Source organism: Actinoplanes sichuanensis (assembly GCF_033097365.1).
Taxonomy (GTDB): domain Bacteria; phylum Actinomycetota; class Actinomycetes; order Mycobacteriales; family Micromonosporaceae; genus Actinoplanes; species Actinoplanes sichuanensis.
In genome coordinates this window covers 4119412-4145817 of sequence record NZ_AP028461.1, presented here as the reverse complement: position 1 = coordinate 4145817, position 26406 = coordinate 4119412, and the positions used below count along the sequence as shown (strand labels likewise).

Annotated in this window: 21 protein-coding genes; 10 read left to right on the top strand and 11 right to left on the bottom strand. The window is 69.1% G+C overall.

Features of this window, described 5'->3' with window-relative positions; genetic code table 11:
- Positions 1 to 54: 54 nt before the first annotated feature.
- The 3 genes from Q0Z83_RS19120 to Q0Z83_RS19110 all read left to right on the top strand — a co-directional run bounded on the left by Q0Z83_RS19120 (position 55) and on the right by Q0Z83_RS19110 (position 4220).
- Positions 55 to 2832 (top strand): NACHT domain-containing protein, encoded by a 2778-nt coding sequence (locus Q0Z83_RS19120; protein WP_317795314.1) that lies wholly within the window; start codon positions 55 to 57, stop codon positions 2830 to 2832.
- A 126-nt stretch (positions 2833 to 2958) separates the two neighbouring features.
- A complete protein-coding gene (locus tag Q0Z83_RS19115; protein ID WP_317795313.1) occupies positions 2959 to 3669 on the top strand; it encodes a calcium-binding protein in 711 nt (236 codons plus the stop codon).
- A 62-nt stretch (positions 3670 to 3731) separates the two neighbouring features.
- On the top strand, positions 3732 to 4220 hold the full coding sequence (locus Q0Z83_RS19110; RefSeq protein WP_317795312.1) for a calcium-binding protein: 489 nt from the start codon (positions 3732 to 3734) through the stop codon (positions 4218 to 4220).
- Positions 4221 to 4229: 9 nt separating this feature from the next.
- Here Q0Z83_RS19110 and Q0Z83_RS19105 read toward each other — a convergent pair whose 3' ends face one another.
- Entirely contained in the window at positions 4230 to 7292 is a 3063-nt protein-coding gene (locus tag Q0Z83_RS19105) for a tetratricopeptide repeat protein (RefSeq protein WP_317795311.1), read from the bottom strand.
- A gap of 210 nt (positions 7293 to 7502) precedes the next feature.
- On the opposite strand from Q0Z83_RS19105, the gene Q0Z83_RS19100 reads away from it, so the two are divergent.
- From Q0Z83_RS19100 to Q0Z83_RS19090, 3 genes are all read left to right on the top strand, one after another.
- Positions 7503 to 8003, top strand: a complete 501-nt coding sequence (locus Q0Z83_RS19100; protein ID WP_317795310.1) for a hypothetical protein — start codon at positions 7503 to 7505, stop codon at positions 8001 to 8003.
- 218 nt (positions 8004 to 8221) lie between these two features.
- The gene (locus tag Q0Z83_RS19095) at positions 8222 to 8560 is read left to right on the top strand and encodes a PadR family transcriptional regulator (RefSeq protein ID WP_317795309.1); all 339 of its coding nucleotides are present in this window, start codon (positions 8222 to 8224) and stop codon (positions 8558 to 8560) included.
- A complete protein-coding gene (locus Q0Z83_RS19090) occupies positions 8547 to 9185 on the top strand; it encodes a hypothetical protein (RefSeq protein WP_317795308.1) in 639 nt (212 codons plus the stop codon). The genes Q0Z83_RS19095 and Q0Z83_RS19090 overlap by 14 nt, the downstream gene beginning before the upstream one ends.
- Positions 9186 to 9545: 360 nt before the next feature.
- Here the strand turns inward: Q0Z83_RS19090 and Q0Z83_RS19085 are convergent, their stop codons facing one another.
- Complete coding sequence (locus Q0Z83_RS19085; RefSeq protein ID WP_317795307.1) at positions 9546 to 9839, bottom strand: hypothetical protein; 294 nt, start codon at positions 9837 to 9839, stop codon at positions 9546 to 9548.
- A gap of 210 nt (positions 9840 to 10049) precedes the next feature.
- On the opposite strand from Q0Z83_RS19085, the gene Q0Z83_RS19080 reads away from it, so the two are divergent.
- Positions 10050 to 10412 (top strand): hypothetical protein, encoded by a 363-nt coding sequence (locus tag Q0Z83_RS19080; RefSeq protein WP_317795306.1) that lies wholly within the window; start codon positions 10050 to 10052, stop codon positions 10410 to 10412.
- Between the two features lie 60 nt (positions 10413 to 10472).
- Here the strand turns inward: Q0Z83_RS19080 and Q0Z83_RS19075 are convergent, their stop codons facing one another.
- The 3 genes from Q0Z83_RS19075 to Q0Z83_RS19065 form a co-directional block, all read right to left on the bottom strand.
- Positions 10473 to 10691, bottom strand: coding sequence for a DUF2283 domain-containing protein (locus tag Q0Z83_RS19075; protein WP_317795305.1), 219 nt, complete (start codon positions 10689 to 10691; stop codon positions 10473 to 10475).
- A 146-nt stretch (positions 10692 to 10837) separates the two neighbouring features.
- Complete coding sequence (locus Q0Z83_RS19070) at positions 10838 to 11194, bottom strand: CPCC family cysteine-rich protein (RefSeq protein ID WP_317795304.1); 357 nt, start codon at positions 11192 to 11194, stop codon at positions 10838 to 10840.
- 90 nt (positions 11195 to 11284) lie between these two features.
- Positions 11285 to 11680 (bottom strand): hypothetical protein, encoded by a 396-nt coding sequence (locus Q0Z83_RS19065; RefSeq protein WP_317795303.1) that lies wholly within the window; start codon positions 11678 to 11680, stop codon positions 11285 to 11287.
- Between the two features lie 163 nt (positions 11681 to 11843).
- On the opposite strand from Q0Z83_RS19065, the gene Q0Z83_RS19060 reads away from it, so the two are divergent.
- Both Q0Z83_RS19060 and Q0Z83_RS19055 read left to right on the top strand, forming a co-directional pair.
- Positions 11844 to 12449: a hypothetical protein gene (locus tag Q0Z83_RS19060; protein ID WP_317795302.1), complete on the top strand. Its 606-nt coding sequence runs from the start codon at positions 11844 to 11846 to the stop codon at positions 12447 to 12449.
- A 21-nt stretch (positions 12450 to 12470) separates the two neighbouring features.
- Entirely contained in the window at positions 12471 to 12707 is a 237-nt protein-coding gene (locus Q0Z83_RS19055) for a hypothetical protein (protein ID WP_317795301.1), read from the top strand.
- A gap of 318 nt (positions 12708 to 13025) precedes the next feature.
- Here the strand turns inward: Q0Z83_RS19055 and Q0Z83_RS19050 are convergent, their stop codons facing one another.
- From Q0Z83_RS19050 to Q0Z83_RS19030, 5 genes are all read right to left on the bottom strand, one after another.
- A complete protein-coding gene (locus tag Q0Z83_RS19050) occupies positions 13026 to 13718 on the bottom strand; it encodes a hypothetical protein (RefSeq protein ID WP_317795300.1) in 693 nt (230 codons plus the stop codon).
- Positions 13719 to 13782: 64 nt separating this feature from the next.
- Complete coding sequence (locus Q0Z83_RS19045; RefSeq protein WP_317795299.1) at positions 13783 to 19908, bottom strand: polymorphic toxin-type HINT domain-containing protein; 6126 nt, start codon at positions 19906 to 19908, stop codon at positions 13783 to 13785.
- A 188-nt stretch (positions 19909 to 20096) separates the two neighbouring features.
- A complete protein-coding gene (locus Q0Z83_RS19040; protein ID WP_317795298.1) occupies positions 20097 to 22586 on the bottom strand; it encodes a tetratricopeptide repeat protein in 2490 nt (829 codons plus the stop codon).
- The gene (locus Q0Z83_RS19035) at positions 22583 to 22987 is read right to left on the bottom strand and encodes a hypothetical protein (RefSeq protein WP_317795297.1); all 405 of its coding nucleotides are present in this window, start codon (positions 22985 to 22987) and stop codon (positions 22583 to 22585) included. Before Q0Z83_RS19035 ends, Q0Z83_RS19040 begins: the two co-directional genes overlap by 4 nt.
- Positions 22988 to 23300: 313 nt before the next feature.
- Positions 23301 to 24719 (bottom strand): sensor domain-containing diguanylate cyclase, encoded by a 1419-nt coding sequence (locus Q0Z83_RS19030; protein ID WP_317795296.1) that lies wholly within the window; start codon positions 24717 to 24719, stop codon positions 23301 to 23303.
- A gap of 463 nt (positions 24720 to 25182) precedes the next feature.
- Between Q0Z83_RS19030 and Q0Z83_RS19025 the strand changes: the two genes are divergently transcribed.
- On the top strand, positions 25183 to 25644 hold the full coding sequence (locus Q0Z83_RS19025) for a MarR family winged helix-turn-helix transcriptional regulator (RefSeq protein ID WP_317795295.1): 462 nt from the start codon (positions 25183 to 25185) through the stop codon (positions 25642 to 25644).
- Positions 25645 to 25882: 238 nt separating this feature from the next.
- Here the strand turns inward: Q0Z83_RS19025 and Q0Z83_RS19020 are convergent, their stop codons facing one another.
- Positions 25883 to 26356, bottom strand: a complete 474-nt coding sequence (locus tag Q0Z83_RS19020) for a hypothetical protein (protein ID WP_317795294.1) — start codon at positions 26354 to 26356, stop codon at positions 25883 to 25885.
- Between the last annotated feature and the right edge of the window lie 50 nt (positions 26357 to 26406).

The window sequence follows — 26406 nt, the reverse complement described above, 5'->3', positions numbered from 1 at the left end:
TGAATCCGGTGGGACACGATGCCGTAGATCATCATCGGTAGGCAGAATGTCGCCATGCGTTACAGCTGGCAGCGCCGCACCAAGGCCGACCGGCGACTGTGGGCACTGGTCGTCGTCGCCTTGCTGCCGCCCGCCTTCTGGGCGGCGGCCCAGCTCGACCCCACCAACGACCAGCTCGACACACTCGCCGATCAGTCGCAGGTCGTCAGTTTGATCCTCGCGGTCATCATCCCGGTGGTGGCGCTCGCGCGTTTCGTGCAGACCTACCGGAACAACCATCAGGGCGTCGCGGACTGGGGCGTCGAGCTGGGCCAACGAGTCCGACGGGCGGAGAGCGACAACCTGGCCGCCATGCTCAGCCACACCCGACCGGTAGACGTCACCCTCACCGCCGGGTCACCCCAGCCCGAACTGATGGCGAGCTCCTTCGTGTTCGACGACTCCACCGAGCCGATGACCCTCGACGACATCGGGGAGCTCTACACCTCCTCGGGCGGCGGCGCACGCCTGGTGATCGTCGGCGAACCAGGATCCGGCAAGACCGTCACGTCCGTACGCCTGATCCTGTGGCTCTTGGATCCCGCCCGGGATTACAGCGGCCCGGTGCCGGTCCGTTTCAACCTCGCGGCCTGGGACACCAGCCGACCCATCAGCCGGTTCTTCGTCGACACCCTCGCCCGTGACCATCGAGTGCCGGTGCCCCGCGCTGAAGAGCTGGTGGAACAGGGCCGGATCCTGCCGGTCCTCGACGGCCTCGACGAGATGGACCTCGACGGCGACGAACCGGTCCGTGCCATCGCGGCGACCGACTGGCTCAACCGGCGTCACCGCGTCGGCGAGAAACCCGGCGGGATGGTTCTCACGTGCCGGCAGACCCGCTACACCGAGCTCGGCAACCGGGAATCGACAGTGGCCGGGGCCCGTGAGGTACGTGTTCTCGAACTCGATCCGGACCAGATCACCGACCACCTACGGGAGGCCTTCGAGACACAGCCCAGCGTCGCCGCGCGCTGGCAGCCGGTGCTCACCTCGCTCAAGGACCCGGACAACGCGGTCCTCTGGGCGTTGCTCGCCCGACCCTGGCAGCTCAACCTCGCCGTCACCGCCGTACAGGCCGGCCGAGACCCGCAGGAGCTGTTCCAACGCGCCGACCACGAGCTGCCCGCCGCGGCGAGCGCACGTATCCACCGCGAACTGCTCGGCGGGTACGTACACGCCGCCACCAAGGTGGCCGAGGCCGGCCGCCCGGAAGGCGAAGCGCCTCCATACACCAGTGAACAGGTCACCCGATACCTGACCACGCTGGCCCGGCGACTGCAAAACCCCGACCTGGACGACCGCGGCCATCCGGTCGTCGACATCGTGCCGCATGAACTGTTCGCCACCAGCCGACTGCCGCGTCTGCTGCACGCCGGGACCGCTGGACTGCTGGTCGCCGCGGCGTGCGTGGTGGTCGCGCTGCAGACCATCGGCACGCCGTCGGATTGGCTGGCCGCGACGGCCGACTTCCTCGGCAACGGCGCTCGCACGATCATCGCCGCAGTCTTCGGAGAGATCATCCCCTTCGCCGGACTGGTCTGTACGCCGCTCATCGCCGCCTGGCTGGCCTCGGGCACCACCTTCTCCGGTGTGCCGCGCGCCAAGGCGAAAGGGCGATGGTGGCCCCGCTATCGCCGAGGACTCCGTGCCGCGCTACCCGGCATAGTGGTCGCCACCACGGCGTACCTGCATCTGTGGGGCGCGGCCGACGCCTTCGATGTCGATATCTGGTCGTCGGATCTCCAGGGCGATCTTCTGATGACCGTGGTCGTGGTCGCGGTCATGGCGCTCGGTGGCCTTGTGTGGAGCCGCCTGCGAGGCGTCCTCCGGGCCGGTACGGTGCTCGGGCTGTCCCTGATCACCCTGCTCTCCGAGTTCCTCTACCTGCCACGGCTCAATCTGGAGGTCGTCGGCTACCAGTTGACCTACCTCCTGCTGTGGACGGGTTGCCTGGCCGCGTGCTTCCACTGGACCGGCGAGCTCGCCGGCCGATTCGCCGCCCTCCCGCACTTCCGCAGGTCTCTGGCTCTCCCGGCCGGTGCGGGCGTCATCGCCCTGCCCATCTGGCTCGCGGAGGTCCTGGGCGAGGCCTTCGCCGGCTCATTCGTCACCGCGCGTGAGATCGGCATGGTCGTCGGCATCGGGGCGGGAGTCGTCTCCGGCCTACTGGCCGCCGTGCGCCGCCACGGTGGGGGAGCGGTCGTCGGGTCCGCCACCGGCCTGTGCGTCGGTCTGGCCGCCGTCACCATCGATGGCCCGTATGAGTACGTGGACCCCATGGCCTACGCAGGTCTGCTCGGCCTCGCCGGCTGCCTGGTCGCCGGAGCCGCCATCGCGGTTCTCCGCCGTGACCCTTTGCCCGCGGACGCCAGGCCACAACTGCCGATGGCCGTCGTGCAGGATGACCTGATCTCCGCCGTGCAGACGGCGGTCGTGATCGGCGTACCGACCTTCTTCGCCCTGGCGTTCGGGGCGGTGCGGGCCGTCGGGCTGACCACCGTGGACCCGATGCCGGCGGCGTTCGCGGCGGTCGCCGCCGGAGCCGGTTTCGGTCTCTTCGGCAGGCGGTCGTGGTTTCGCTTCGCGATCGGTTGGGGCATCGCGGTCGCCCGCGGCAGACTCCCGTTGACGTTCACCGCGTTCCTGCGCTGGGCCGCCGCCGCCGGGCTCCTGCGGACCAGCGGTTCGGCCTACCAGTTCCGCCATCTCGAGTTGCAACAGTGGCTCCTACAGCGAGAGCCGTCCCCCGCCCGTGTCCTCCCGCCGCGCGATCAGCCCGCCATCCCGGGCTGACGACGCGATGATGACGGCGCACTGACACCGCGCTGACGGGTCCCCGCGACGCTCTGCCTGTCGCCGCATTCGGCGGCTCGGACCCGCACCACACGGGCCCGGCGCAGCGTCTCTGGAGGCACCTTCATGAACACACGAAAGACCCTGGCCACAACCGCCGCGTTCCTACTCGCCGCAGCCACGCTGGCGGCGGGCGCCGCACCCGCCTACGCCAACGACGACCCGCACTGCCAGGCGCAGGGACCCGGTCTGATCCTCATCGGTGACGTCCTGCCCAACAACCTCATCGGCACGCCGTTCGACGACATCATCGACGGACGCGGCGGCGCCGACTTCATCGACGGACGCGGCGGCAACGACGTCATCCTCGGCGGTGCCGGCAACGACACCATCCTCGGCGGCGACGGCACCGACGACATCAGCGGCGAGGACGGCGACGACCTGATCTTCGGCAACCAGTGCGACGACCTCGCCGACGGCGGTGACGGCGACGACACCGTCAACGGCAACGAGGACGACGACACCCTGACCGGCGGCACCGGCGCCGACACTCTCAACGGCGGCGATGGCCGGGACCGGATCCGCGGGGGAGCGGGCGACGACGAACTCGCCGGCAACGAACAGAACGACCGCCTCGACGGCGACGCCGGCGACGACGTGCTCAACGGCGGCTTCGGTGACGACGACCTGTTCGGCGGCGACGGCGACGACGTCGTACGCGGCAACGACGGCGACGACGCGATGGACGGCGAGGCGGGCACCGACACCGGCAACGGCGGACCGGCCGGCGGCGTCGACGTCTGCAGCCCGGCCACCGAAACCCAGATCAACTGCTGATCACCGGGTACGGCCGGCGCCGTACTGACGCCACGATGACGGTCCGGTGGGATGTTGCCCGCATGACCGAGAACCTGCGCAAGTCAATGGCCTTGCTGAGCGCGACCATCCTCACCACCGCCGGTCTCACACTCTCGGGTGCGGGACCGGCGGCCGCGATCCCCCTGTGTGAATCAGGCGGGACCGGCTTCGTCATCGAGGGCACCTCCGGCGACGACGTGCTCACCGGCACCTCCCGCGACGACCTGATCCGCGGTCACGGCGGCAACGACGTGATCCACGGCGGCGGCGGCAACGACGTGATCCACGGCGACCCCGGCGACGACACCCTGTACGGCGACGACGGCTGCGACGACCTCTACGGCGACAAGGGCGCCGACGTGCTCGTCGGCGGCGCCGCCGACGACCTCCTGTTCGGTGAGGAGGGCTACGACACCGGCTACGGCGGCACCGGTTCCAACATCTGTGACGTCGAATCCGCGCAGGTTTACGCGTACTTCGACATCGTCCAGTATTTCGTCCGGTGCGCCAGCGAGCCCTTCCTGAAGTGAGTGAAGCCGTCAGGGCCGGCCGGCGAGGACTCTGACGGTCGGCACCGGCGCGTCGATCGAGCGCATGGCCTGGCACCAGCGGTCGAAGGCCCGCCGGGCCTCGCCGTGCCGGCCGGCCCGCACCAGAACCTCGACCAGGCCGCGGTGCACCACCTCGTCATACGCGTCGATGGCGAGCAACCGCACCAGATAGGTCACCGCCTGGTCCAGATCACCGGCGGCCCGGCTGAGCCCCGCGAGGTCGCGCAGCGCACGCAGCCACACCGCACGCGCCTCCTCGCGCAGCCCGTCCGCCCACTCCTCGTACGGCTCGTCACCGAACGCGTCACCGCGATACAACCGATCGAGCTCGACGAGCACCTCCCGTGCCTGTGCCCGATCACCGGTCCGGACCAGCAGTGCCGCGTGCGCCGCGTCGCTCAGCAACTCCTCGACGTCGACCGCCACATGCCCGACGTCGAGCGAGATCCCCGCCAGATCGGCCCGGACATGGTGGTCGGTCGGCCAGCGGCGCGCCGGATCCAACACCGTGCGAACCACGGACAACAACACCGACAACCGATGCGCCGTACGATGTGCCTCGTCATCGGGCCAGAGAAGCTCGCGCAGCTCCAGGCGCGGGACCGGCCGGCCACGTCGCGCGACGAGGATCTTGACCAGCGACCGCGCCTGCCGGGAACGCCACGCGGGCAGCGGCACCGGCCGGCCGTCGACGTACACCTCGAACCCGCCCAGAACCCGCACCCGCACCGGTGTCGACCTGTCCTCACCCGCCGGCAGGCGGGCACCGTCGACAGCCGGCACCCCCAGCTCCACCAGCCGCCGTTCGGCGGCCTTCGCCGCCGAACGCTGCGCGCCGTCGGCGCCGGGCACCCGACCGAGCAGCACCACCGCCCGATCCGCGGCGGGCACCGCACCCGCGGCCCGCCAGATCGCCTCCGCCTCCCGCAACGCCGCCACCGCACCGCCGGTGTCGATGCTCACCGCGGCGACCAGCTCGAGCGCGGTGGCCAGACAATCGGCGCGCCGACTCGCCCGCGCGGCGGTCACCGCCGCGGCCGCCCGCTGCTGCGCGACCGGCAGCGCCCCCTCCGCGAACGCGACCCACCCGGCGGCCACCAGAGCGAGAGGCGACAGGATCTCCGGCGCGGCCCGCTCGGCCTCCTCGGCCGCGCGACGAGCCGCCGCAAGATCGGGATCCGGCCCGTCCAACAACACCCGGGTGAGACCGGCCAACGCCGGCACGAGCACCTGCGTGTCAGCGACCGCACGCGCCGCGTCGACCGCCTCCTCGAACGCCGTCCGGCTCTGCTCACGCCGGCCCAGCTGCCGCCGGACCTCGGCGATACCCCACAACCCGGACGCCGCACGGCTCAGACCGACCCGGTGCGACACCGCGACGACCCGCTCGAAATGCCGTTCGGCCTCGTCGTAGCGGCCCAGCCGCAGCAACGCGTCACCGGCGTTGGACAGCGCCGACACCAGCAGCCCCGGCGGACACTTGTGCTCCGCGGTGTGCACCGCCCGCGCGGCGACCCGCGACGCCTCCGGATACTTGGCGTCACGGATCAGCCCTTCGGCCCGGTTCACCAGCACCCGGACCACGGTGACCACGTCGTCGGCGCGCTGCGCCGCCTCGAACGCGGCGGCCAGATGCTCGTCACGCCGGGCACCCACACCACCGAGCGCGGCGGCGATGTGCGCGGCCGCCTTCGCCCGATCGTCGCCGAGCCCCTCCGCGCAGCGCACCGCCTCCGCCGCCACCGCAGTCGACTCGGCGGCCCGACCCAGCATCGCCAACGCGCTGGCCCGGCAGGCCGACAGCAGCACCCCGTCGACGCTGCGCCCGGCCTCGACGGGCACCGTGCACAGCTCCAGCGCCGTCGGGTATTCGCCGCGCATGTAATGCACCATCGCCGCCCGCCACCGCAGCCCGGCGTCACCACCGCGGACCGGATCCCGCAGCAGCGCGGCGAACACCCGCAGCGCCCCGGCGACGTCACCGGTCATCCGCAGCGCGTCACCGTGCACCAGCCGCAACTCGAACGACCAGTGCTCCTCCGGGATCGACCGCAGCAGCCGCACCACCTCGGCCCCGCCGCCGGCGGCCAGCATCCGGTCACCGTGTTCGGCGAGCACGGCCGCACATCGCGCCGGCCGCCCCGCGCGATGCAGCAGCGCCGCCGCGGCAAGGGGCTGCCGGTGGCGCGAATACCAGGCGACGGCGAAGTCGACGAAGGCGTCGGAGGGCCTGCCGGTGCCCGCACAGCCGGACCGGCGCCGATGCCCGAGCACCGCCGACACTGCCGGCACCAGTCGCGACGCCGTACCGCCGCGCGCCACGAGCAGACCCGCACGGTTCAGCCATCGCAGCGAGTCCAGCGGCGTACCCGGCATCCCGGTGTCGAGCAGCCCCGCGTCGGCCAGGCCCAGACACAGCCCGTCGGCCACCGGGTCGAGCGCGACGGCCGCCTCCAACAGTCCGGCGGCGCCCTCCGGCTGCTCGGCCAGCACCTGCTCGCCGAGCCAGTTCGCGGCCTCTGTGCCCGGGGCGGTGATCGCCGCGAGCAGCTCCTGCGCGCCGACCCCCTGCCGGGCCAACGCCTCACCGGCGAACTGGACCAGCGCGGGCCATCCCGCCGTCACGTCGTACACCAGCACGGCCACCTCGGCGTCGACGATGCCGTGCTCCTCGCGCAGGACCCGCGCCACCTGGTCGAGCGACAGCGCCAGGTCGGCGGCACCACGTTCCACGGCCGCACCCGACAGCGCGGCGTAGAACTCCGGAGCCGGCGGCCGACGTGCCGCCAACCAGAGCTCCACATCGGCCGGCAACGTCGCCAGATCGCGGGCCAGCCGCCGCTGCGCCGGCACGGGCAACGCACACAGATCGTCGACGACCAACCGGGCCGGATTTGACTGCGGATGACGGTACGGCGCAGCCAGCAACGCCTCGGCCGTCCGATACGTCCCCGCGCCGTCCGCGCACAGCGCCTCGAGCGTCGTCGTCTTGCCGTATCCGGCCGCGGCCACATAGACGAAACAGCGCCTGCGACGGGCCTGTTCCGCCATGCCGACCCCCGTCCCTCGCCGCCGATCCATCGCCGTCAATCGCAGCACGAATCGGCGACGACAGCACCGATTGGTCGCCAACCCGCCACAGACGATCCGCGGGACGTCGCGAGCACTGACGCGGTGCTGACACCACGATGAGGACTCCTTCCGACACTCATCGCGCAGGCCCGGTCACCGGACCGGGGCCACGAGCAGGAGGAATCGGAAATGCGTTGGCAGAGAACGGGACTACGCGCCCTGGTGGTCGGACTGGCCGTCACCATGGGCCTGGGCATCGCCGGGGTCGCGCACGCGACGGTCTACCGGGTCGACGAGTTCAAGATCACCGAGCCGCACTTCGACTTCGGCGACGGCCGGCTCCACGACGTCTCCGGCCGGCCGACCGACGACGGCCGCCTCGACTGGGTGATGAACACCCCCGGAGTCTGGGAACCGACACTCGTCGGACGGATCTGGGTCAACAACGCGCGCAACGAATGCGTCCGGGTCCAGATGATGGTCGAGTACGACAACGGGTTCATCCAGACCTACACCGACTACGGCTCGGACTTCTGCGCCCCCACCGGGCAGACCTGGTTCGAAGACGTCAACTTCAGCCCGGTGGCCGACCAGTACGTGCACGCGGTCACGATCAAGCTCCAGAGCGCGGAGTCGAGCAGCGACCCGTGGGTGACAGAGGGCCAGAGCGCCCGCTTCATCGAGCCCTGAGCGCCGGCGGCGGGGCACCGGCCGGTGCCCCGCCGCCCGGCACTGGTAGGTCTCGCCCCGTCAGGCTTCATCGGTCATCCAGAACCTCAACCGCCACCCCGACTACATCTTCGCCGCCTCCATGGCCTCCGGGACGCAGCTGCGGGCGATCGTATCGATGACAATGCGCATGATCACGGGGTTGTGTGTGATGCATGGTTCTCTGCTATACAGACTAGGTGAGATCGAGTCAGCTCCTCAAGGGCGTGTTGGACATCGCCGTCATGGCCGCGCTGTCACGTCGCGAGTTGTACGGGCTCGAACTGCTGGAACGATTACGGGCCGAAGGCCTCACGCCGTTGGGCGACCCTTCCGTCTACGGGGTGCTACGCCGGCTCGAGCAGGACGGGCTGGTCACCTCCCGGCTGCAGCCGTCGGCCAGCGGACCCGCCCGTAAGTACTACAGCATCACCCCCACCGGCCGAGCCGACCTGGACGCCGCCGACGCGGAGTGGTCACGCCTCGCCCGCGTCGTCGACCGACTCCTGGAGATGAGGAATCAACGTGAGCAACACTGAGTCCGCTGCACCCGCCGGCGAAACCCTTTCCGTGTCATCGGAGGCCATCCGGGACTACGTCACAGCGGTGGACCACCTCCTGCTGGACGTACCGTGGCGCCGTCGGCGCGAGCTCATCGCCGACCTGCAAGAACACCTCCGGGAACATCCCGAGCAGATCGCTGTCGAGCAGCCCCAGGACTACGCGGCCGAACTGCGCGCCGCGGTGGGAGCCACTCCCGGCGGATTCCTGTCCGGATTCCGATCGGCAGCCTGGCCCACACCGCTGGAGTGGTGCGAGTCGGTGCTCCGCGGTGCGGCCCTCATCCTGCTGACGCTGCTGGGATACAAGATCCTCGCCTACCTGTCGTACTTCGTCATCGGAGATCCTTCATCGCAGGGCCCGTGGCCCGGCGCGCTCGACCGTGCGATGCAGGAGCTGTACCCCGTGCCCGCCTTCCACGGCTCGACCGGCACCGGACTATTGATCTATGCCCCGCTGGCCGTCCTCACCGGGCAGCTGACGACCGCAGCGGTACTGCTGCGCGCACCCCAACGACGTCGAACGCTGCGAATCCTGTCCTACGTCAGCCTCGGCATCTTCCTGGCCATACTCGGATACGGAGCCATGCGATCAATGGGCTGACACCAAGGCGTCCCGAACCACCACCCCGGCGCCGCCGAACCCTCCGCTGCGCCGATCCGCCCTACCTCCTCCGGCCGAACACCCCACGATCGGCGCGCCCTCTTGCCGCGATCCGCGCGCAGTCGGCGCGCAACCACGATCGGTGGTCGACAGCTTCCGGCAAACGTCTTGTCGTGCCGACGAGAGGGCGTTCGCCAAGGGGCGAGAACGGTATAACGCGCTCCGGCGCGATCGCCCTACGGGCTGTGTACCGATAGCAGAAGTAAGTTAGCGGTACCAGGTGCGGTCTGCACCGATGTGGCGCCTATCGTGATCAGGCCAGCGTCACCTTGGGGAGTTACCGTGGACCGACTTGCTGCATTACAGGAAGCGATCGACCGCACCGTCGAAGCCGCCGAGCACTATGGTCCTGAGCGTCAGGTCCTCAGCCTCGAACCTGTTGACCTCTTCGCCGCCCCTGCCCCCAACCCCCATGGGTACACCACGTTGACCCCAGGCATAGTTCAACGTGCTCTCGTCACCATCGCCAACGATCACCGCGGCTGCACCCTGCCCCACTGCAGCACGTGTGGCGCTCTGCGTACCGGTCTCGCCGCGTGCCTGTCGGAACTGCGAAGTGAGCATCAGCGAGCGCTGCAGGCCCAGTTCGACCATTCTGAGCCGCACCCGTGGCGGCGTTGGTTCAAGCGCAGCAAGGGATGAAATCGCCCCCCTCGCGACGTTGGCCAGGTGACCCGCTGTAGCTAGACCTGACTGACATCAGTATCCGGATCTGCTTGATGAGAGTGCGCTCGGAAATCTGCTGGTGTCGGTAGATATGGTGCTGATATTGGTGTCTGTCGGGAGGCGGGGACGAAGGTGCCGGTGCGGAATTCCGATATTCTGGAAACGTTTGTCCAGATCGTTCAAGGGCCTGAGGGTAATCTCCGAGCAGTAGAGCTCGCCGGGCTGGGGATCGCTGCCGAGGCGCGTTGCACCCTCCTGCTGCTCGCTGACAAGGCGGGTCCGAGCCGTGGTTCCGGACCCGGTTGGCTTCAGCGTTCGCGCGACTTCGCCGACTGCTTGATCGAGCTGGGCGAGATCGGCGACAGCCTCGCGGAGGTGTGGCGTGCCCGTCGCGCACATGAACTGGACGAGGAAGCCTTCAGCGAACAGTTGAACCATCACGTCCGACGCCTGCAGGCGTGGCCCGAAAGTTCTGGGCTGCTCGATGAACGGCAAGAATAGGACCGCCGCCCGGCGACAGTCCGGACCTGGCGAGCTGAACTGCCGCTAACCGTGCGCGGGTCACCCCTCATCGGCTGTCGCGAGCACGTCGGCACTGAGGAGTTCTCTCGCGCCGATTACCTCGACGCCGAGTAGTCGGCCGTCGGCATCGAAGTCAAGCACGATGTCGCCTTGGCCAGGTCGTTCAACGACGACGTTCTCGATCGCCGAACCATCAAGGATCTTCTGCTCGATGGTGAGATATGCCGCGTTCGCCTCACTGTCGTAGCTCATGCGCATGGGGCATTCGACCACGCCCGGCCGACTCCGAGTCGAAGTTCTCTGCGGATGGTTAGAGGTAGCACTCGACTGCCGTGATCCGCTCGCTGTCAAGCGCCACGACGGGCTGGCGGTGGCCGGCGCCCACTCGTGCCGATGACAGTGCGTCAGATCGGCTCGGCCGGTGGCAGATGGGGCTGTGGTGTTCGGCCTTTGCTGATGTATTCAGCTCGCGCGTCGTCCAAGCTCTGGCTGCCGTTCGGCCCGCCTCTGACGATGGCGCTGTCGTGCTCGTCCTGGCCGTCGTCCTCCCACCAGCACTCGCTACAGATCTCGTAGCAGCCACGTTCGGACAGCGTGGCGTGGCCACAGCAAGGGCAGGTATAGGGCGCGTCCGCGGCCGGCGCGAACACGTTTCGCCGCGAGGTATAGGTCTCGAACCACTCCTCACGGCGGCGGATGAGTTCGTCATCCGAAATTGATGGATCGTCGTGGGGGCTACGGATTACTGGATCAGGCTGCACGGGGACATTCTGCGACGAGGAGGATGGGCTGGCGAACCAGTTCGGGCGTCCGGATCTGCCACGATCCGCTTGGCGGCCTTTTGGCGGCCTTCAAAGCTCGTACGGGTAAAGGGCGATGTTCTCCCGCTGAAGGTAGAGGTCGACCCAAGATCCGTCGCTCGAGGTCGGGATGGATCCGACGACGTCCAGCAGGATCTGATCGCCGTCCAGTTCGAGAATCGCTGCGCCATCAACGGTGAGCTTGAGCCGGCCCCGGACGATGACGCAGTGACCTCCTTGCTCGAGACCCGGCGAGGTCTCGTCGGCCGGGTGAGCGTTCTGACCCCATTCGATCTGCTCATCGATCGTCCACTCCACCGGGTACTGCCCCGGCGGAATATCTGGAACTCCGCACCAGCGGACTGCGGTATGTCCGAAAGAGGTCCTGACCTGGACTAGAAGCGGGCTCCAGGGGAACTTGGCGGCCTTCACCACCTCGACAAGCATGTAGGCATCATGGCAGGCCGTTCGGCCAAGAGGCGTGCGCTCATCTGCCGCGATCCGCTCGGTACTTCGCGCCGCTGGTCCGTGTGTGGCAGGAACTCAGGTCAGGTGTTCATTCCGAGCTGCCCTGCCGGAATGCTGTCTTCCCAAGGACAGTCCTCGATTCATGGGGATGCACTACGGGCTCATCGCGGCCACAGCCACGCGGCAGGAATTTCTCGCCGAACTGATCCGGCATGCCGGCGAGTTCGAGGTGGGACCTTCGGCCACTCACGACGACGAGATGACCATCGGTGAGCGCAACGGGCACACCTTTGTCCTCGACACCTCCGTGATGCTGTCGAGCGAGGACGACATGGTGCTCGAGATGTCACAGCGCCTGGGCACCGTGGTCTGCGCCGGCGCGGAGACGGTCTCGGGAACGTACTGGATCACTGCTGCGAGGGACGGAATCCCGCTGCGCTGCGTATTCGTCCAGCACGCCGGGATGACCCGCGGTATGGCGATTGGCGATCCGCTTCCGACCGAAGCCGACCACCCCATCGAAGACATCGACGGCGGGGGAATCTTCGCCGCCCTGGCCTGGCTAGGCCTCGACGCCGCGGGCTGGCTCGCCGAGGGCTCGTCCGATGTCCTGCGCTGGTCCGGCGACCGGCATCCGCAGAGCGGTCAGATCGGCGAGATCAAGCGATCACACTACGAGCGTTACCGGCGCCCCGATGACGACAACTGGCTTTCCCAGCTGACGGCCGTCGTTCGAGACGAGCCGTAGATCGACGGGCCTTCCACTGAGGTGCGCCCTTGCCAATTCGTCACCACGACGAGCTCTCATGCCGCCGACCGCGCATACGCCGAGGTTGCGCATCGTTTCGACGGTGAGGCTCTGCTCGCCAGCCACCTGCCGCTTCTTGACCTGGTCGACATGCTCGCGAGGGAATGGGAGGTCATGGACCCCACCGATGTCCGCTACGCCGGCCTGACCTATTCCTTGCGCGTGCTCGCGCAGGCGTACCTGCCGCACCCTGCCTGACGCGCGGGAGGGGTCAAAGGCCGGAGGACCCCTCGACTCCGTCCATACGGTGGCTACGGATCGTGCGTTCGTTAGACCGTGGTCCCCGTTCGCAAGCTCGTTTCGCCTTCCACGTCGCTCGTTCGAGGTGAGGGAGACAAGGTTCAGCGGCACGCGGACACACTCCGTCGGCAGCGGACGGCGTGCACGGGGTGCGACCACGGTGCGCAGCGACTGCCGGCGTCGCTGTGAACCGACCGATCCATCGGAGGCCACGCCACGAGTCGATCACCGAAACACCCGGGCGGCCGACGTAGCCGGCCGCTTCTCGACTACAGCTCAGAACGGGGGCTCTTCGGGCGGGCGCCCCGCCGCCGGGCCGGTCACGCCACCGGAACTCGGCACGCCGAACCGTGCCTCATACCCCTGTATGTCGGCGCCGCGCGGGACCGCGACGGTGATCATCCACAACTGCTCGGACGGGTGCTCGTAGCCGACCGGGGGGAGTGTGACGCGGGCGAGCGCCCCGGCGCCCGCCCAGAGCCGCGTCTCCGGCTCCTCGCTGGCGAGTGCGGGGAAGCCCAGGGGTTCGAACGATTCCAGAGCGTCGCCCAAAACCGACTCGGGCACGAAGACGGTGAATTTCTCCGGTGCCCCGATGATCGCTTCCCGGATCGTGCAGTGCAGCAGGAATCCGCGCAGATCCTCGCCGGTGGGCAGCCAATCCTCCGATCCGGACTCGCGGGCGAAGACCCTGTTCCGGGAATCGACGGCCCAATGATGACCGTTTTGATTCTCGGCCCAGAACGGCAGCATTCCACCGGGCTCGGGCGACAGTCTCGTCAGGGCGATCGGACGATCCTGGAACGTGACGGGAACTCCGGCCCGCGCCGCCACCGAATGCCATTGGGCCAGGTCGGGCGGCACGGCGGCATCGGCCGTGAGGGCGCCGGCGGGGGAGTCGAGCCCAGGCCCATACCACCAGCGAAGGAACTCGCGCACATCGTCAAGCTCTCCCACGCCGGCCAGCATACGCCACCATCGAAAAGCGTGAGTGCCGGCCGGACGACGTCCGGCCGGCACTCACCCACGCTCGTTAAAGCGCGTTTCCGATGAATTTCCCGAGGAACTCTCCGCCCTGGTTGTAGACCCACATCTCAGCGCCCTCGGGAAGCGCGTCGTTGATCGGGCTGAGAACCGGCGAGCCGGGTCTCGTGTATGCCACTCCGCTGCAGAAATCGCAGATCCCATCGGGGTGGTTGATGTACAGAACGCCCTGCTTGATCTTGTTGAGCCGCATGTAGGCGGCCGCCTGCATCTCCACGTGGTGGTAGTTCGAGGACGTCATACCCGGGACCCGGGGGCCCATGTCGTCGACGAACCCGCCGGAACCCCGGCCACCGCTGGCGAACGGCACCTCGTCGACCTGGATGTCGAGGACACCCGAGGTGACGTGGTCCATGTCCCCGACCGCGGTCCGGCACGCCGGACCACCGACGTTGTGGACCAGGACCGGGCTGTCGCCGGCGACCACGAAGTAGGTGTGCAGATCGTCGACGGTGAGGTCGTAGGTGCGTTCGGCGCCGGTGTACGACCGGACCGCCGACAACTGGACGTAGGTGCCGGCCGAGGTGCGCAGCAGTTCGCCCTCGCCCAGATCACCCGCGTCGACCCAGTCCCCGTCGGTCTGCGACCAGAACGGGTGGGTCTCGGTCGTGGTGATGGTGTGCTTCTCGCCGTCCGCACCGGTGACGGTCAGGTCGACGAAGTGCTCGTCGTCGTCGGTACGGATGGTGTGCGTGACCTGCCGGGCGCCGGACTCGCCGGTCTTCGGGTCGGTCGCCCGCACGGTGTCGCCCGGCTCGACCTTCTCGATCGCAACGGTCGTCCCGTCGGCCATCAGCACCTGGGTGCCCGCGACGAAGCTGTGCGTCTGCGGCCGCGGCGCGACCCGGCAGCCCGGCCCGGAACCGCCGCCACCACCGCCGGTGCCCTCGTCGCCGGACTTCTTCGTCTTGGCCTTGGCCTTGGCGGCGAGCGCCTTCGCCTTCTCCGCGGCTTCGGCGGCGGCCTTCTTGGCCGCCGCCTCGGCGGCGGCCTTGGCCTTGGCGGCCTTCTCCGCGGCGGCCTTGGCGGCTGCCGCAGCCGCCGCCTTCGCCGCTTCGGCGGCCTTCTCCGCGCCCTGGATGATGGCGCGGGCCCACTTCACCTCCTGGAAGAAGGTGACGACCGCCTTGCCCGCCCGGAAGATCGCCTCACCGATCTTCTTGGCTTTGAAGATCTTGCCCCACGGCAGTGCCCCGACGACCATCGAGACGCAGGCGACCAGGTCGCCCTTGAGACAGTTGAGGATGTCGTTGATCCCGAGGAACTCCATCAGGATCTGGCCGCCGGCCTCCAGGATCACGTCCAGGGTGCTCTTGGACTGGATCTGGTTGGCCCGGGCGATCTCCTCCGGCGACGGCCCCGTCTCCACCACCGGCGTCGCCGTGGTCGTCGGGCCGGCGTCGGGGACCATGCCGGTCGGGTCGGTGAAGGCGATCGGGTTGTTCGACGCATAGGTGTACGCCGACGTGGCGCCCGAACCCGTCGGCATCTGATCCCGGCTGCTGAACCGGCCGGTGCCCGGGTCGTAGTTGCGGGCCCGCAGGTAGTAGTTGCCGTCACCGGACGTGGAGTCCTGATACTGCCCGGTGAACTGCATCGGGTTCTCGACGCTCTGCGCCGGCAGCTGCTGGCCGTCCAGCGTCGGCCCGGTGCGCGGGTTGCCGAACGGGTCGTAGTCGTAGCCGCTCTCGACGGTGCCGTCCGGCTTCAGCAGGTTCGCGATGCCACCCAACCAGTCGTGGGTGTAGGAGTGCACCCCGCTCGCCGGGTCCAGCAGGGCGAGCGGCTCGTCGTCGGGGCCGTAGGCGAAGCCGCGCTTCTCCACGACCGCACCGGCGGCGTCCTCGACCGTGTCGATCCCGATCTGCGGCAGGGTCCCGGCGACGTCCCACGACCAGCGCTGGGTGGAGGTCTGACCCTGCAGCGCCGAGACCGACGAGACCCGCAGCCCGGTGGCGTCGTAGGCGAACGTGGTGGTCTGCCCGGAGTCCAGCGTGGCCTTGGCGAGGGTGTTGTCCAGGTTGTACTGGAGCTTGTCGCTACCGGCCTTGATCTGGTTGCCGCGCTCGTCGTACCGGTACTCGATCTCCCGTTCCCAGTTCTTGCCCTCGATCTCCTCCTCGACGAGCTGGTCGGCGGCGTCGTACTCGTACTCGGTCTCGTCGTTGCCGACGATGCCGGTGCGAACCTGTTTGGTCCGGTTGCCGGACAGGTCGTACTTGTAGTCGATGCGCCCCGCGGGTTTGGCGTTCTTGTCGGTGCAGGAGGCGACGGCGTAGCAGGCCGAGGTGAGCCGGTTCGCCTCGTCGTAGCTGTACGCCACCGATTCGGCGACACCACCGCGGGTGCTGACCACCCGGCTCGGGTTGCCGACCGGGTCCAGGGTGAGCTGGAACTGCGAGACCGGATCCTGCACGCCCGGCACCGGGGTTCCGGTGCGGTCGGTGCCGATCGCGGTCAGCCGGCCCGCCTCGTCGTAGACCCGCTGCTCGGACAGCCCGGTCGGGCCCGGCAGGACGGTGCTGGTGCGCCGGCCGGCGATGTCGTAGCCGAAGCTCCACGTCGCGCCGGCCGTGGTCAGCGAGGTGATGCGGCTGGCGTCGTCGTAGCCGTACGACATCGTGGTCCCGTCCGGCAGGCGCCGGTCGGTGACGTTGCCGCGGGCGTCGTAGTCGTAGGTGTACACCTCGTCGGCCCGGCCCGCCTCCTTGCGGGTGACCGTCTTGATCTGGTCCTCGTCGTCGTAGACCACCTCGCGGACGCCGAGCGGGTCGCCGTACGAGGTCACCCGGTCCTTGCCGTCGTATCGCCACTGGTAGACCGGGCCGCCGGTGCCCAGCGTGCGGGTCTGGAGCCGGTTGACGATGTCGTAGGAGTCCACGATCGTGCGAGCGGCGGTTTCCTTGGCGCTGAGGTCGTCGAGTTCCTCGTCGTCGCCGAGGGTGAGCGTCTGGATCCGGTTGCCGTCGGCGTCGTATCGCGCATAGGTGCTGCGCCCGATCGGGTCGGTGGTACGCACCAGCCGCCCGGCCTCGTCGTAGTAGACGCTGGTGCGGTGCCCTCGGGGGTCGGTGACGGCGGTGAGCTGACCGTCGTCACCGTAGTCGTAGCGGGTCGACTCCTCCTCCGGGTCGTCGGAGTCGTAGTCGGCGTCCGGCCCGGTGACCGTCCGCGGCTGGTCGTCGTCGTTGTACGTGTAGTGGCTGGTGTGGCCGTTGGCGTCGGTCGTGGCCACGAGACGGTTGTTCGCGTCGTACTTCGCGGTGGTCACGTGGTCCAGCGCGTCGATGCTGCGTACCTGATTGCCGGTCAGGTCGTACTCGAAGTGCGCGGTGAAACGCTCCTTGTCGGCGCCCTCGACGTTGCCGCGCGGCTCGGTGACGGCCGACAGCAGACCGTCGTCGGTGTACTCGTAGGTGGTGACGCCGTTGGTCGGCGAGATCTGCTTGATCTTGTTGCCGGCAGCGTCGTACTCGGTCTTGGTCTGTTTGCCGCCCGCGTCGGTGATGCCCGACTGCCGGCCGCTGGCGTCGTAGTCGAGCCGGGTCGTCCGGCCCAGGCTGTCGGTGGTGCTGCGCACCCGGCCGCTGTTCGCCCGGTCGAACGACGACGACTTGCCGAACTCGTCCACCGTCGCGACGCTGCGGTCCAGATCGTCGACCTGGTAGTCACGGGTGACGACCTGGCCGTTCGGGTAGGGCCGCCGGGTCTGGACGATGTTGTCGTTGTTGTCGTAGACGTACGTCGTGGTGAAGTCGGCCTTGTTCGCCCCCGGCAGGTTGCCGCGCGCCGACGTCACCGTCTGCGCCAGACCCTTGGCGTTGTAGGTCCAGCTGGTGACGAGATCCGGCTCGTGCCGCATGTCGACCGCGGAGGTCAACCGCCGACCGGCCGGCGTGTACGTGTAGAGCAGCGTCCGCCGCGCCTCGTAGGTGGCCTTGAGCAACCCGTTGTCGAGATAGGCGTACGAGATCGTCACGCCACCCGCGGAGGTGGTCTTCTTGACCCGGCCGACCGCGTCGTACTGCTTGGTGTCCGGGTTCTTCTTGCCCGGCGACTGCACCGCGACGGCCCGGTTCAGCTCGTCGTAGGTGGTCCGGATCGTGTAGTCGGCGGGTTTCGCCCCGGCGACCGTCCCACGCGGGTCCGTCGCGGTGATCTGCCGCCCGACCTTGTCGTAGCCGAACTCGGTGCGCCTGCCCTCCGGCGAGATCTGTGCCTTCACCAGTCCCGCGTTCGGCTGGCCGTCCGGGATGTTCTCCGCCCGGGTGACCTTGCCGCGCTGGTCGGTGACGGTCAGAAGCAGACCCCGGCTGTCGTACGCGTACGTGATCGCGTGGTTCTCCGGGTCGGTGCTCTTCACCAACTCGTCGAACTCGTTGTAGTCGTCCTTCCAGGTCCGGCCGTCCGCGTCGACGTGGCTGGTCGGATTGTTGCGTGCGTCGTAGGTGGTCTTCTCGCTGAACCGTTTGGCCGGCGCGAACTGCTCGACCAGGTTCCCGGCCGGGTCGTACTTCGACTCGTGCTGGTTCTGGTTGCCGTTGACCACGAGGTTGCGGTTCAGCGCGCCGTCGTACCGGTGGGTGCTGGTGTCGCCGTTGCCGCGCTGCGAGTAGAGCAGCACGTTGCCCTTGTAGCCGTCCCACACCACGACACCGTCCGCGTCCGTGGTGGTCGCCTCCTGCTTGCCGGCGTTCCAGACGAACGTGGTGGCGGCGCCGAGCGCGTCGAGCTGCCGCGACACCCGGCCGCCCTCGGTGTACTCGTTGGTCAGGGCGACGACCTTGTCCGGCTGTACGACCTGAGTCAGCAGCCGGGCCGCGCTGTATCGGTACTGCCAGTACTCGCCGGCCGCGTCGCGCACCTTGGTGAGCAGCCCGTCGGTGTAGAAGTACTGCGTCTTACGGCCGTCGGGCAGGGTGATCGACTCGATCAGGCCGTCGACGAGCTTCGCCACCGCCTTACGCCCGGAGGCGTCGGTCACCGTGATCGCGGTGGCGGTGTGGGTGAACCGGAGCCCGACCTGACGCGGGTTCAGGATGGAGACCAACCGGCCCGCAGCGTCGAACGTGTACACGATGTTGCTGCGGGTGACCAGCTCCCAGCCGTCGCCCGCCTTGCGCAGCGTCGACCGTACCCCCGCGGGTTTGGAATAGCCGTCGCCGTTCGCCGGGAAAACGGTGTCCGAACCGTCCTCGGCACGCACCAGCACGCCGCCCTCGACCGGTGTGATCTTCAGGTCGTAGAGCCACGCCCAACCGGGACCGAACGCCGAAGCACCGGTGTTCAGCGAGGAGTAGGCCCGCGCCGACGCGAACGGGACACCGAACGACGCCATGCTCAGGTCCTGCTCGGCGCGGGTGAACGCGCCGGTGCCGGTGTTGACGCCCTGTGCCCGGATCGCCTGGCTGGCGCCGGTCATGCCGAGCGCGGCGCTGCACCCGCAGCCGGCCGCCTGCCGGTCCGGAATCGCCGGCGGGTCGACCGTGGTCCTCGGCTGCGCGTTCTCCGAGTTCGCCGACGGCACCTCACCGTCCGGGTAGAGGGCGGTGATCGTGACGAAGTAGTTCTTCGACGCGTCGAGCGCCCAGCCCTGCTCGGCGCCGAGCGATTTGCAGAACTCGCGCAGGCTGCCGCAGCCGTCCTTGCCGAGCTGATCACGGCTGAGGACCGCGGACTCCTGCCGGGTCTGCGACTCGGTGTCGTAGAGGTCGACGCGCCACTGGTCGAACCCCTGGTCCTTGAGGTTGAAGTAGGTGACCAGCGAGGTGTCGCCGACCACGAAACCGGGTCGCAGCAGCACGTCCACGAAGGCCTCGCCCGGCGCCGCCGCCGCCGCACGCGCGACGGCCGCCGCGCCGACCTCGGCCGCCTCGCCGCCTGCCGTGACCGACGGCGGAACGACAGGTGGCCGGTCCTTCTCGGATACGGCGACGTCCGAGGCCGCGTTCGCCGGGAGTCCTCGCTGCTGTGGTGCGGCGCCCTCGCTGACCGTCGGGACCACGCCCGGTTCGGCCCGGGCCGGTACGTCGGCCGGCGGCGCCAGAGTGATTATCAGAAGAGCCGCGCAGAAGCCCGCAAGCCGGCGGGCACGCGCACGTCGATGATTCGACATGGATGCTTTCTCCCCCCTAAGAGTCGGCGCAGGGAGTTAAACATGCGAATCAATCGATACCTGTGGCTTGTCGTCGATCTTCCACTATCTGCAATCCCCGGCCGACCGCGCCGACCGGTCCCCGGAGGCCGCCTCGAACCGATGGTTCATCCGTCAAGGGCAGGCGCCGGCCTGTCGCCATCGGCGGTTCAGTACTCGTCCGGCCGTCCGGCTTCCCGGTGCGCGGCGGCGAGACTGCGTCGCGTGGACAGGGTGGCCGGGTGGTGGTCGCCCAGTATCCGGCGCCGATCGGCCAGCACCCGCTCGTAGCGGCTGATCGCCTCGTCCACCCGCCCCGCCTGGTGATAGGCGCCGGCGATGTTGCTTTGAGCGGTCAGGGTGTTCGGGTGGTCGTCACCCAGCACCCGCCGCTGGTCGATCAGCACCCGCTCGAACCCGGCGATCGCCTCGGCCCGCCGACCCGCTGCGAGGTGGGTGGCGGCGAGATTGTTCCGCGCGGCCAGGGTCCCCGGGTGGTCGTCGCCGAGCACCCGCCGAGCATCGACCAGGACCTGCTCGTACGCGCTGATCGCCGCCTCCAGCCGACCCGCCGCTCGATAGGCGCCGGCGAGATTGTTCCGGATGGCGAGGGTGTCCGGGTGGTCGTCGCCGAGCACCCGCCGAGCATCGGTCAGGACCTGCTCGTACATACTGATCGCCTCGGCCGGCCGACCCGCCGCTCGATAGGCGCCGGCGAGATCGGCCCGGGTGGCCAGGACGCCAGGATGGTCGTCGCCCAGTACCGCCGGCTGGCCGGCCAGCACCTGCTCGAGCATGTCGGTCGCCTGGCCCAGCAATCCAGCCTCCCGGTAGGCGGCGGCAAGGTGCCTCCGCGTGCCCAGGGTCTCCGGGGCATCGTCACCCAGTACCCGCTGCTGTCCGGCCAGGACCTTCTTGTACGTATTGATCGCCTCATCCAGCCGACCCGCTTCCCGGTGGGCGTCGGCGAGGTTGCGTTGCGTGGTCAGGGTGCCCGGGTGGTCGTCGCCCAGTACCCGCCGATGGCCGGCCAGCACGTGTTCGTAGGTACTGATCGCCTCGTCCAGCCGACCGGCCGCCCGGTAGGTGTAGGCGAGATTGTGCCATGTGGTCAGGGTGCCCGAGTCGTCCTCACCCAGCACCCGGCGCCGGTCGGCGAGTACCTGCTCGTACTGGCTGATCGCCTCGTCCAGCCGGCCCGCCTCTTTGTGGGCGAGGGCGAGATTGTGCCGTGTGGTCAGGGTGTCCGGATGATCGTCGCCCAGCACCCGCCGCTGGTCGGTCAGCGCACGCTCGAACCCGGTGGCGGCGGGACCGAGCCGGCCCTGGAGCAGGTGATGGGTCGATGCTCGGCTCCCCAGGGCCACCACCTCCGAGATGCGATCCTCGTCGGGAAGGTTGGTGATGAAGGTTTCGATATGCGGCAGTAGGGCCGGCCAGCGCGACCGGTCGTGCACTCGTCTGACCGGATCGTCCGGGGTCGCGGTGGTCAACAGGTCGACGACCTGGTGCTGCATGGCTTGAACCGTTCCGGCTTGCGACTGGTGGTGGCGGGTCACGGCCTGGACCAGCCGGTGCACGCTCACCGCATCATCGGCCCGACTGATCATGCTGTAGGACGCCAGCAGCGCCAGCGCCTCCTCGACATCGAACCGGTCATCGGCCAGCGGGGACAGCACGTCGTCGGGGAGATCGTCGGGCGCCAGCCACGCCAGCACATCCAAGACCCGCCCGGCCAGCGGGTTCGACGCTCGGATCGCGGTCATGGTCAGCGCCCACACCGACGCCACCGCCCGACCATCCGTCGCGCCGAATCCACTGTCGGCGGCCACTCGTGGAAACTGCACGGCCAGCAGCTTGCGGTAGTCGTCGAAACTCAGCGCCGCGTGTTGGCACACGTACGCGGCGGCCTGCTCCAGCGCCAGCGGGAGATCCCCCAGATCGGACGCCAACCGTCCGGCGCCCTCGACATCGTCACGCCCGCTCAACCGGGTCAGCAACTGCACCGACGCCGACCTGGCCAGCACCCCCAGCGGCAGCGGCGTCAGCCCCAGCTTCGCCCACCAGACCGTACCCAGGTCCCGCCGCGTGGTGACCAGGATCTGGCCTCGATCAGCGACGGCGCCCAGTAACGCGTCGATGTGGCCGACATCCTCCACGTTGTCCAGGATCAGCAGCCAGCCGGTGTGCGACTGCAACCAGCCCACCGCCCAGGCCCGCGCGTCGGCCAGCGTCGCCACCGGATGCAGCCGTCGGGTCAGCTCGGCGAGCCCCAGATCCAGATTCGCGGGGCTGTCCGCGGTGATCCACCACACCAGCGAGTACCGCGACAGATATCCGCGGGCGTAGTGATTGACCAGCTCGCTCTTGCCGATGCCGCCCAGCCCGTGGACCGCACCGGACTGCCCGACGACCACCCCCGCCTCGTCGCCACCGAGCCGGCCGGCGAGCGCACCCAGGTCCCGGCCGAAGAACACCGCCGACGCCCGCGGCAGGTTGTGCACCGACCCGCCGCCGACCGTCTGTGGTGGGGGCACCCCGGCCGGATCCACCCAGACGTTGGTCTGGGTGTTGTGCCAGCCGATCTGCACCCCCTGCCCGCCGGACACCCGAATCGCGTCGGTCCCGCCGTCGGCGGGTGCGGGCTCACCGGTGCTCACGCCGCAGGCGTGGTGAACGTGTTGGTCTGGCTGTTGTGCGAGCCGACCTGCACGCCCTGACCGCCCGACACGGTCACGGTGTACCGGTCGCCGCCGACTCCGGCGTCCGCGAGATCCCGGGCCAGATCCGTCACCAGCTGCCGGTCCTGGGACAGCGCCTCCACCAGCTGTGCGCGCACCGCGTCCACCGACGCCTCGTCCTCCGGTGCCTCGGCCAGCTCCACCACGGCCGCCTGCACCTGCTCACCCCGGCCGGACGTGAACAACCGTCGCAACACCCGCCGACCCACGCCCACCGTCGCCTGCGCTCCCGCATCGGCCGCGGCGTCGGACACCTTCTGCACCACCGCGCCGCCGTACGCGCCGGCGGCAGCCGTCACGAACGGCATCAGGTCCTGCACCAACACTCCGATATCAACCACAGGTGATCAACCCTTCGCGTAGCGTCACCGACCGGCCGGTCCCAGAGTGTCTCACCGTCGCAACCGAACCCACACTCCCGCCGGCGAGTGACATCCAGCAGAGTCGATCATTCGAGATCTCCCTGGGCTGCCTGCCGAACGGTCCGGGGTGGCGAGAGGGCGATCCATTTTTCTGCGACCTGACGGACCCGGCCGATCCCCGGAGTCGCGGCGCCGTCGCGCACCCCGTCGACCGTCGGCCATTCCCCACCCCGACAGTCGAGGGCATCGAGGCCGAACCGGCCGACCCGGATCAGCTGCCCGTCGTGGCCCGGTCGCCGCCGGCCAGCGCCCAGCCGGAGTCCTTGGCTCGTTTGGCCTGGTACATCGCCACGTCGGCCCGCTGGAGCAACTCGTCGGTTCCGGTGACGTCGGGGCCGGACAGCGCGATGCCGATACTGGCCGTGCTGCTGAGGGTGGCGCCGCCGACGGTGATCGGCTCGGCCAGCGCGTGCAGGATGCGGGTGGCCACCGCGATCGCGTTCTCCGGCAGGGTGATGTCGACCAGCACCACGGCGAACTCGTCGCCGCCGAGCCGACCCACCGTGTCCGCCCCCAGCACCGACCGTTGCAGCGCGTTGCCGGCCGCGATCAGAAGCTGGTCACCGGCTTCGTGGCCGTACGTGTCGTTGACCGGTTTGAAGTCGTTGAGGTCGACGAAGAGCACCGCCAGCCGTTGGCCGGCGGGCAGGTTCGCCAGCGCCTGATCGAGCGCTTTCAGGAACGCACCCCGGTTGAGCAGCCCGGTCAGTACGTCGTGGGCCGCCTCGTGCTGCAGCAGATCCTGGAACTCGCGCCGCTCCGTGACGTCGCGATGGCTGATCACCAGGCCACCGACCGCCGGGTTGCCGGTCAGATCACGAAGGGTCACGTCGTGCCAGTGCCAGGTGCCGTCCGCGTGCCGGGTCCGGACCTCGGTTCGCTGTTCGGCCGCCCCGGAACCGGGGAACGCCACCAGAGCCGCCCGGTCATCGGGGTGGATGAGCTGGAAATAGTCGGTGCCGACCAGGTCGTCGGGCTGGTAGCCCATGACGGCCAACGCGGCCGGGCTCACCGAGCCGATCACACCTGTCACGTCGACCACGTTGATCACGTCGCAGGAGTCCTGCACCAGCGCACGGTAGCGTTCCTCCCGCCGTCGCAGCTGCTCGGCGGCCCGCTCCTGAACCTCCGCCACCTCCACCTGGGCACGTCGGACGAACCGCCAGTAGGCGAGCTGCACCGCACACATCGCCAGCACGAAGACCGCATGCAGCAGCGCGAAGTACACCGGATGGGCCCAGGCCCGCGGATCGGAGAAGACCAGCGTGGGTACGACCAGCCCGACCAGCATGTGATGGACCGCGACCAGGGCCACCGACAGGACCAGCGCCAGCCATTCCTGGTAGAGACTGATCAGCCCGAGCACCACGAAGAACGAGAAGTGCAGATCGGTCAGACCGCCGCCGGCGTGCACCAGCGCCGCCGAACCCAGCAGCAACCCCAGCGACACCACGATCGCCCCGGCCCGCCGCGACTTGATCAAGGCGGCCAGCACGGCGCAGGCCAGGGTGGCCGCCACCATCGACCACACGATCACCGCACCGCGCGAATGCCCCGCATGCGGCTGCCCGACGCGAAGCGCGATCCAGTCCTGGAACGCGGCGGCCGCGACGATCACCGGCAAAAGCATCGTGAGGACCGCACGCAAGGCCCGGTGCCGGGCGGCGAAAGTCCCGTCCGGGAGCCGAATGTCAGGGATCACCCTGTCGATCCAGGCCGTCACGCCACCCTGATCGGACAGGAACATGCCCGACTGAGCCGAAACGCCAAGGCAACTCGGTCGGCCGAGCGCCACGACCATCTGCTGAACCGCGACCGAACCCCGAACCGGGGATCAGCCGCGAGGACATCAAACAGGATGAAGCGCGGCGGATAGATCAGACCCGGTCCATCCGCCGGTTGGGCTCCGGCGGCGCCCGGAACTGTTCTCGTTCGTCGGTAACAGGAGCGACGAGCAATTCATGCGGTACGTCCGGAGCGCGCCCGGTCCGGTCGTGCAGGTGTCGGGTGACCGCTTCAGCGACGGCCGGTCGGCAGAGGACGGTTTCGATACGATGACCGAAAACATTCGACGCTGATGAATTCGAGGTCTGGTGAATTCCGATACCACGCCCGCGACCGCTGACCCCTCCGCCACCGACGATGCCCTCGCCGCGCAGCCCATCGGGTATTGGAGTGGCGCCGTGCACAAGGTCGTCGTCAATCGGCTCCGCGACGCCATGGCCGCCATCGACGTCACCCAGCCGCAGTGGTGGATCCTCACCCGAGTGGACGCCGGCGCCGGGCTGACGCCGGAGGATGTCGCGGCACAGCTGGCGGACGTTGCGGACGGCCCTCACGAGGTGCCTCGTGCCACCGATCAACTCCTGCACCGCGGCTGGATCGTCACGGACGAGGCGCGACGGCTGCACCTCACCGAGGCGGGACGGGCGGCACAGGACCGTATCAGGCGACTCGTGGCGCAGCTCCGTGCGCAGATCCACGAGGGGATCCCGGACGAGGAGTACGTGGTGGCGCTCAAGGTCATGCGCCGGATGATCGCGAACAGCCGGTAGATCGAGGACCGACCCTTGAGCCGGTCCCGGCCCGAGCCGGCGGATTCCGGTCGGCACCGGCGCTCGCAATGATCGACATCGGGTACGGCCGCCGCCACCGAATGGGCGCTCGTACCGAAGGCGGACATCTGAGCGAGTAACCGGTCAGCAGGTCCACGGCAGCCCCCGTGTCCTGCTGACCGGCTCTCGACGCGCCCCGACCGTCCCCCCTCGGAACCGCTTCAGCGGGGCGCGTGGATCAGGGCCAGTTACCGACGATCACACCCGAGGTGTAGGTCCCGGTGATGCGGTTGGTGTCGGTGTCGATCAACTGGACCCGGGCACGGATCCGGTCCTGGCCCGCCGGGTTCTCGTTCAGGGCGCTACCCGAGACCACGGTCTCGAAGTCACCGCTGAGCCCCGACTCGGCCGACGCACCCACCGCGACCAGCGGAACCACGAATCGGGCCGAGCCGCTGTTGCCGATGGTGACCACGGCGAACGGGTTCCCCGCGTCGTCGACATACTCCTGGGCCACGTCCAGGCTCATGTGCACGTCGATACCGACGTGGACCCGGTAGAAGCCGCTGTCCAGCCGGTCGATCCACAGGCACAGGTTGATGGCCGGCGCTCCACTGCAGATTCTGGCCGCCTGTGCCGGAGCCGCCATCACACCGAGCGCGACGCTCAGCGACACGACCACCGCCATCACCCAGGCAAGGCGACGTTTCACTGCCGGCGATACGTTTCTCATCTTCGACCATCCCGTCCTCCCACCGGGTT

Coding starts and splice junctions, on each gene's coding strand:
- Q0Z83_RS19120 (WP_317795314.1), top strand. CDS start 55: ATGCGTTACAGCTGGCAGCGCCGCACCAAGGCCGACCGGCGACTGTGG.
- Q0Z83_RS19115 (WP_317795313.1), top strand. CDS start 2,959: ATGAACACACGAAAGACCCTGGCCACAACCGCCGCGTTCCTACTCGCC.
- Q0Z83_RS19110 (WP_317795312.1), top strand. CDS start 3,732: ATGACCGAGAACCTGCGCAAGTCAATGGCCTTGCTGAGCGCGACCATC.
- Q0Z83_RS19105 (WP_317795311.1), bottom strand. CDS start 7,292: ATGGCGGAACAGGCCCGTCGCAGGCGCTGTTTCGTCTATGTGGCCGCG.
- Q0Z83_RS19100 (WP_317795310.1), top strand. CDS start 7,503: ATGCGTTGGCAGAGAACGGGACTACGCGCCCTGGTGGTCGGACTGGCC.
- Q0Z83_RS19085 (WP_317795307.1), bottom strand. CDS start 9,839: ATGGTCGAACTGGGCCTGCAGCGCTCGCTGATGCTCACTTCGCAGTTC.
- Q0Z83_RS19075 (WP_317795305.1), bottom strand. CDS start 10,691: ATGCGCATGAGCTACGACAGTGAGGCGAACGCGGCATATCTCACCATC.
- Q0Z83_RS19065 (WP_317795303.1), bottom strand. CDS start 11,680: ATGCTTGTCGAGGTGGTGAAGGCCGCCAAGTTCCCCTGGAGCCCGCTT.
- Q0Z83_RS19060 (WP_317795302.1), top strand. CDS start 11,844: ATGGGGATGCACTACGGGCTCATCGCGGCCACAGCCACGCGGCAGGAA.
- Q0Z83_RS19050 (WP_317795300.1), bottom strand. CDS start 13,718: ATGCTGGCCGGCGTGGGAGAGCTTGACGATGTGCGCGAGTTCCTTCGC.
- Q0Z83_RS19045 (WP_317795299.1), bottom strand. CDS start 19,908: ATGTCGAATCATCGACGTGCGCGTGCCCGCCGGCTTGCGGGCTTCTGC.
- Q0Z83_RS19030 (WP_317795296.1), bottom strand. CDS start 24,719: ATGCTTTTGCCGGTGATCGTCGCGGCCGCCGCGTTCCAGGACTGGATC.